General features: G+C 51.0%; 5 protein-coding genes. 2 read left to right on the top strand and 3 right to left on the bottom strand.

The window, feature by feature from the left end:
- Window positions 1-556 precede the first annotated feature (556 nt).
- Window positions 557-844: a hypothetical protein gene (locus ACFPYJ_RS05945; RefSeq protein ID WP_379187137.1), complete on the bottom strand. Its 288-nt coding sequence runs from the start codon at window positions 842-844 to the stop codon at window positions 557-559.
- 201 nt (window positions 845-1,045) lie between these two features.
- Between ACFPYJ_RS05945 and ACFPYJ_RS05940 the strand changes: the two genes are divergently transcribed.
- Window positions 1,046-2,494 carry a sigma-54 interaction domain-containing protein gene (locus ACFPYJ_RS05940; protein WP_379187136.1) on the top strand — a complete coding sequence of 483 codons (1,449 nt, stop codon included), beginning with the start codon at window positions 1,046-1,048 and terminating at the stop codon, window positions 2,492-2,494.
- Window positions 2,495-2,613: 119 nt separating this feature from the next.
- Entirely contained in the window at window positions 2,614-4,056 is a 1,443-nt protein-coding gene (kamA, locus tag ACFPYJ_RS05935; protein WP_379187135.1) for a lysine 2,3-aminomutase, read from the top strand.
- A 154-nt stretch (window positions 4,057-4,210) separates the two neighbouring features.
- On the opposite strand, the gene ACFPYJ_RS05930 is transcribed toward kamA, so the two are convergent.
- Window positions 4,211-5,629, bottom strand: coding sequence for an aldehyde dehydrogenase family protein (locus ACFPYJ_RS05930; protein ID WP_379187134.1), 1,419 nt, complete (start codon window positions 5,627-5,629; stop codon window positions 4,211-4,213).
- Window positions 5,630-5,650: 21 nt separating this feature from the next.
- A complete protein-coding gene (gene gabT, locus ACFPYJ_RS05925) occupies window positions 5,651-7,012 on the bottom strand; it encodes a 4-aminobutyrate--2-oxoglutarate transaminase (protein WP_379187142.1) in 1,362 nt (453 codons plus the stop codon).
- Window positions 7,013-7,022: the final 10 nt, after the last annotated feature.

Genomic DNA, 7,022 nt, shown 5'->3' with positions numbered 1-7,022 from the left:
ACTCCAGCGAGTATCGTTTGCGTTTTTCTCCCATTCCACACCTCGACCTTTTTATTTTAAGTATACAGATCTTCCATTAAGGCGTGTCTACTAAATAGTCTAACTGCAATTAAGCTCCATTAGGCTCAATTGAGACGATATAACTGTATGGAATCCAGTATAGAGGCAGGCTCAATCGGATGACACTCTTTTTAACTGTATGAAATCCAGTATAGGTCAAGGGTTATCAGATATTTTATGCCAAAGGGAAGAGCAATGATGGCTGGGATGTCTCAAACCATGTATCAACTTACCCTGCCAGTGTTACTTGCATGAAGATATGCTGAAAAAACCTCTTATTCGTATCGTCAACAACGCCGTGGATTTAAGGTTCCACATGAGTATCTTCAGGCAACGACGGACGAAAAAACGGCTGTACAGGTTCGATGACCTGTACAGCCGTTTTTACCGGCGAAGGCGTGATTGTTAAAATTTTAACCCTTTGAGTCAGCCCTCTTTTAAATTCATTTTTCACTTTTCACATGGCTTCACATGCTCATGCTCATGCTCATGCTCACTATTTACCGGCATGCTCCGCAGTTGCTGTATCCAGCATGGATTGCCAATTCATAAAGCCTGTCTCTCTTGCAACATGACGATCAAACAGCTCATCATGAATGTTGTGGATATCATCCCGTGTCTTTACTTGAAAGTTGCCCTTCTCCAGAAACTCCCCAAAACTCTTAAAACTGGAATGCTTGCTCATGAACGATTCATTAAACAAATCGTCTAAAGAAATATGATCCGGATCTTCTTGAATCGATGTTTGTCCTTGTAATTCCTTCAGCAGTTCATCAAGTGGCATTGGCTTTTGCTTTCTCAGATGATCACCCCTAATTCAGTTTATTTAATTCCAGTATACCTAACTCTTCTTATTATTACCAAGATTTCAGTCATAAATGATCAGCACCGGCAGGATGAGCCGCCCGCGGGTGGAATGTTCTTTTACTCTGCCAAGCCGCATAAGGTGTTAGTTGAAGCATCCTTCGTGAGGCGGGTGAACCTAATGTCCGATCAGAAAGATGAGGGAACCCATTATTTTGAGCAAATGCTGAATATCATCGATGTAGGTGTTCATCTCATTGATAAGAAGGGAATTACCGTTTTTTATAATGAAAAAATGGCTGAAACGGATGGGTTTAACCGGGAGCAGGTTCTAGGGAAAAATGTGTTCGACCTCTTTCCTTCCCTGACCAATGAAACAAGCACGTTCGTTAAGGTTTTGCAGACTGGTAAAGAAATCCGTGAAAAAATACAGACCTATGTGAATGTCAGAGGAAGACGGATCACCACGATTAACAGCACCTACCCTCTTATGGAGGACGGAGAAATCATCGGTGCCTTGGAAGTGGCAAAGGATATTACCAGTATTGTTCATCTCCACGACCAGATACTGGATCTCAGACATCAAATCTACGAATCTCCGCAAAAGGATAAAAAAAAAGCGAGCTCTGCCCCCTATCATTTCAGTGATTTAATTGGAAAGAACGAACCCTTTCTTCATACGGTCTCCTTCGCCAAAAAAGCATCACGTACAAGCTCGCCTGTGCTGATATGCGGACCTACCGGCACCGGAAAAGAATTGCTGGCCCAAAGCATACACAATGCCGGGGCCCGCAGAAGCCGTCCGTTTATTGCCCAAAATTGCGCTGCAGTCCCCCACGAGCTGATGGAAGGAATCATGTTCGGAACCGCAAGAGGAGCGTTTACCGGTGCGATTGACCGTGCCGGCTTATTCGAACAGGCTAATGGGGGGACTCTTTTTTTGGATGAGTTGAACAGCCTGGATTTACTGCTGCAGGCCAAGCTGCTGCGTGTTCTTCAAGACGGCATGGTTCGCCGGATCGGAGGGACCCATGAACAACAAGCGGACGTTCGGATCATAACGGCCATGAATATCGATCCGAGAGAGGCGCTGGAAAAGGGGCTTCTGCGCAGCGATCTATTCTACCGGCTCAATGTCGTCAATCTTTATCTGCCTCCGCTGGTGCAAAGAAAAGAAGACATCCCGCTCCTCACGCAGCATTTCATCGATAAATTTAATACGATGTTCAGCATGAAGATCACAGGAATCACCCCGGCCGCCATGAACCGGTTGACCGGCTACCACTGGCCCGGCAACATTCGCGAATTAAGCCATGCCATCGAATCCACATACAATATGATGGAGCTGGAATGTGAAACCATAGACGAACACCACCTTCCCGTTTCTCTCATGGAGAATCAGGCCAAACCATCAGCTCCCGCTCATTTAACACGTCCGTGGAGCGAACCAATTGCGCCTCTATCCACCGGGAGGCTGACTGACAAGGTTAAACAAATGGAAAGGGAAACGATCGCGAATGCGCTGAAAGACCATCAATACAATATCACGCTCACCGCTCAGGCATTGGGCATCAAGCGCCAAGCCCTGCAATATAAACTGAACCGGTACGGCATCCCGAAAAAACCGTAAACCTCGTCCCTTTGGGCTCCGTCATGGGGCTCTTTATTTTTTGGGGATCACGCCAAGCGATGTTGGCATGCTTTTTGCATCTTCATAAGGTGTATAGGAATCCTTACAGGAGGTGCATGATGGAACGACGAGATTGGAAGCAAATTGAACTGTGGAAAGACGTAACGGATGAGCAGTGGAACGATTGGCTTTGGCAGCTGACGCATACCATCCGGACCCTTGATGATTTGAAGAAAGTAGTGAATTTAACCCCTGATGAAGCGGAAGGTGTCCGCATTTCGACGCAGACGATCCCTTTGAATATCACACCTTACTACGCATCCCTTATGAATCCCGATGACCCGCGCTGCCCGATCCGTATGCAGTCCGTTCCCATCTCCGCCGAATTGCTGAAAACAAAATACGATTTGGAGGATCCCTTGTTCGAGGACGAGGATTCCCCAACGCCCGGCCTAACTCACCGTTACCCTGACCGGGTTCTGTTTCTGGTGACCAATCAATGCTCGATGTACTGCAGATACTGCACGCGCCGCCGTTTCTCCGGTCAGGTGGGTATGGGGGTTCCGAAGAAACAATTGGACGATGCGATCGCTTATATTCGCAATACGCCTGAGGTTCGTGACGTTCTGCTCTCCGGAGGGGACGGATTATTAATTAACGACAACATTTTAGAATATATACTGAAAAATTTGCGGGAAATTCCCCATGTTGAGATCATCCGTATCGGCACAAGGGCCCCGGTTGTTTTTCCGCAGCGGATTACGGAGCATCTGTGCAGCATCATTAAGAAATATCATCCGGTTTGGCTCAATACCCATTTTAATCATCCCTTGGAAATGACGGACGAAGCGAAAAAGTCCTGCGAAATGCTGGCAAACGCCGGAGTTCCCTTAGGCAACCAGTCCGTGATTCTGGCTGGAATCAACGACAGCACTTATATCATGAAAAAGCTCATGCATGATCTCGTGAAAATACGCGTTCGTCCTTATTATATTTATCAATGCGATTTATCCGAAGGAATCGGTCATTTCCGCGCCCCCGTATCCAAAGGACTGGAAATTATCGAGTCGCTGCGCGGCCATACCTCCGGGTATGCGGTGCCGACCTACGTCATCGACGCACCGGGAGGGGGCGGGAAAATTGCGCTTCAGCCAAACTACTTGATTTCGCAAAGCCAGGATAAAGTGATTCTGCGTAATTATGAAGGCGTCATCGTCGGTTATCCCGAGCCGAAAAACTATGTACCGGGCCGTGCAGACGAATATTTCAACGAAATCTACGGGATTGGACAGCAGCCGGAAAGCACAGGCATTATTGCTCTCATGAAAGATGAGAAATTCAATCTGGTGCCTGAGAACCTGCGCCGGATCGGCAGAAGAAAAACGTATCAGGAAACACCGGAGCACGCGTCGCTGAAGGACCGCCGGCAAAAGAGGGACGAAATGAAAGACAAGTTGATGAAAGCACAGCAGAAAGAAAAAGCTCCGGCTCCGGCTTCAGATCCAGCTCCAGCTCCAGCTACTGCTTCAGCTCCAGATCCAGCTCCAAGTACAGAAGAATAAACCACCCTTTACACTAAATTTTCTGCACTCGCGCAGCCTCCCAGCGCGGTGGGGAGACAATATTGACGGCGGTCAGCCACATGATACCCAAAAGACCTTACCCGCAGCGCTGAGATTCACCCGCGCGGGTAAGGTCTTTCTCGCATGAACCGGCTTATTTTTTGAAACAAATCAGTTTCATCTCCGTTAGCTCCAAGATCGCGTACTTTACCCCTTCACGCCCGGTCCCGCTTTCCTTCACGCCTCCATATGGCATGTGATCCACACGGAAGGTGGGAATATCATTAATCATGACTCCCCCTACCTCCAGAGCCTCTGCAGCGGCAAGCGCCGTTCGGAGGTCCGGTGTATAAATGCCCGCTTGCAGTCCATATTTGGAGTCATTAACCAGCTGGATGGCTTCTTCTATCGTGGAAACCTTATTAATCATGACGATTGGGGCAAATACTTCCCGGCATGAGATTTTGGCTGCTGCATCCACATGCAGCAGAACGGTAGGGTGAACGATATTGCCGTCTCTCCTGTTGCCCGCCGCGACTTCGGCGCCAAGCCTTACGGCCTCCGTGATCCATTGCAAGGAACGCTCAGCGTCACGAAGACTGATTAATGCGGACAGGTCCGTCTCAGCATCCAAAGGATCGCCTAATTTCAGCTTCCCGGTCTGCTCGGCGAATTTGCGGACAAACTCATCGAAGAGCCGCTCATGAACATAAATACGCTGCAGCGAGATGCACACCTGCCCTGAAAAGGAAAAAGCCCCCGTAACCGCCCTTGCGATCATCGCATCCAAATCGACCCCTTGATCCACGATTAAAGCGGAATTGGAGCCGAGTTCCAGAGTCACCTTCTTGAGGCCCGCCTTATGGCGGATCGCGATCCCGACATCCGGGCTTCCCGTGAACGTTACGGCTTGAATCCGTTCATCGGTCACTAAGCGCTCACCAATCACACTTCCGCTGCCTGTAACTACGTTCAGCGCTCCCGCCGGAAGACCCGCCTGCTGCAACAGCTCCGCCAGCAGCAAAGCCGTTAACGGCGTTTGACCGGCCGGTTTCAACACGATGGTGTTGCCTGCAGCGAGGGCAGGGCCAACCTTGTGGGCAACCAGATTCATCGGAAAGTTGAATGGAGTAATGGCCGCAACGACCCCTAAGGGCTGGCGGATCGTATAGGCGATACGGTCCTCTCCTCCCGGTGCGGCATCCATCGGGATCGTTTCGCCTTGAATCCGCTTCGCCTCTTCCGCAGCAAACTTGTAGGTCGTGATCGTTCTCTCCACCTCAAGCCTTGCCGTCTTTAACGGTTTAGCGGCTTCGAGTGCGATCAAACGGGCGCATTCCTCCTCCTTATCCCGGATCAAATACGCCAGCCTTTCTAATATCGCCGCCCGTTCATGCGCCGGCATACCGGCCATCAGAGGTCTTGCCCCTTCTGCAGCCTCAATCGCACGATCGACTTCGGCTGCATCCGCATACGCAACCTCTGCAATTTGTTCACCGCTGTACGGGGAGAATAAGGGGCGGTACTCGCCCGCTTCCACCCACTCCCCGCCGATAAACAGCTGCTTCTTCATGCCGCATCTCCCCTTTCTCTGTCAGGTATCGCTTAAGCCATTTCTGAGCGCCTGCTCCAGCACGTCTAACCCTTCGGCAAGCTGCCCGTCCGTGATCACCAGCGGACTTAGAATGCGGATCACGTTGCTGTAAATCCCCGCCCCCATCACAATCACACCATGCTGATGCGCATCCTGCAGTACCCGCGCGGTCAGCTCTTTATCCGGTTCTTTCGTTACCGGATCCTTCACGAGCTCAATCGCGCTCATCGCGCCCAAAGTACGGACGTCCCCAATACGATCCAGCTCCTGCTGCAGCCGGAGGAACCGCCCGCTGACTGCCGCCCCGATCTCCGCCGCCCGTTCAGCCAGCCGCTCTTCCTCCAGCATTTCAATTACTTTCAGAGCAGCGACGCAGCCGAGCGGGCTTCCCCCATAGGTTCCTCCGATTTCGCCGATACCGGGCGCATCCATAATGTCCGAACGGCCGGTTACAGCGCTGAGCGGTAGACCGGCGGCAATCGACTTCGACAACGTCATCAGATCCGGTATGACTCCGTAGTGCTCCATCGCAAAGTTTTTTCCTGTCCGCCCGAACCCGGTTTGTACTTCATCGGCAATAAACAGCATCCCGTACTGCTCGCACAATGCCTTCACGCCTTGAACGAACCGGACGGACGGAATCACGAAGCCGCCTTCTCCTTGAACCGGTTCCATAATGATCGCAGCGACCTCTTCGCCAGGAACCTCCGCCAAGAAAAAGTCCTCGAATTGATGCAGGTGATAATCGTCCACCTCATCCTGAGACATGCCATGAGGCGCCCGGTAATAGTAAGGATAAGGCATTTTATACGTATCCGGCGCAAATGGACCGAAGCCGTTCTTATAGGGCTTCACCTTGCTGGTTAGAGACATCGCCATATAGGTTCTGCCGTGAAAGCCGCGCTCGAAAGAGATAACCGCTCTGCGGCCCGTATATTTACGCGCGATTTTCACCGCATTCTCCACGGCCTCCGCACCGCTGTTCAAGAAGAAGGTTTTCTTCTTATGGTCTCCCGGGGTCATTTGGTTAAGCTTCTCGGCCAATGCCACGTAAGGCTCATACATCACCACATGAAAGCAGGGATGCAGGTATCGGTCCAGCTGAGCCTTGAGCGCCTCCACCACTTTAGGAGGGCAGTGGCCGACATTCAATGATCCGATCGCACCGGCAAAATCGATAAACGTATTCCCGTCGACATCGGTGAGCAGCGCTCCCTCCGCTTTGGCCGCAAAGGTGGGAACCATATTAAAGGGCCCTCTCGGGATATGCTCCATTCGCCGCTTCAGCAGCTGCTGTGCATTCGGCCCCGGCAGCGCAGTCTTCATCTCAATACTTGCCGCCCTCTTCGGGTTCAACTCCATCCTCAGGTCT

Source organism: Paenibacillus solisilvae, from assembly GCF_042656405.1.
Classification (GTDB): domain Bacteria; phylum Bacillota; class Bacilli; order Paenibacillales; family Paenibacillaceae; genus Paenibacillus_Z; species Paenibacillus_Z solisilvae.
The sequence above is the reverse complement of the archived record's forward strand: the minus strand, read 5'-3'. Positions and strand labels throughout refer to the sequence as shown.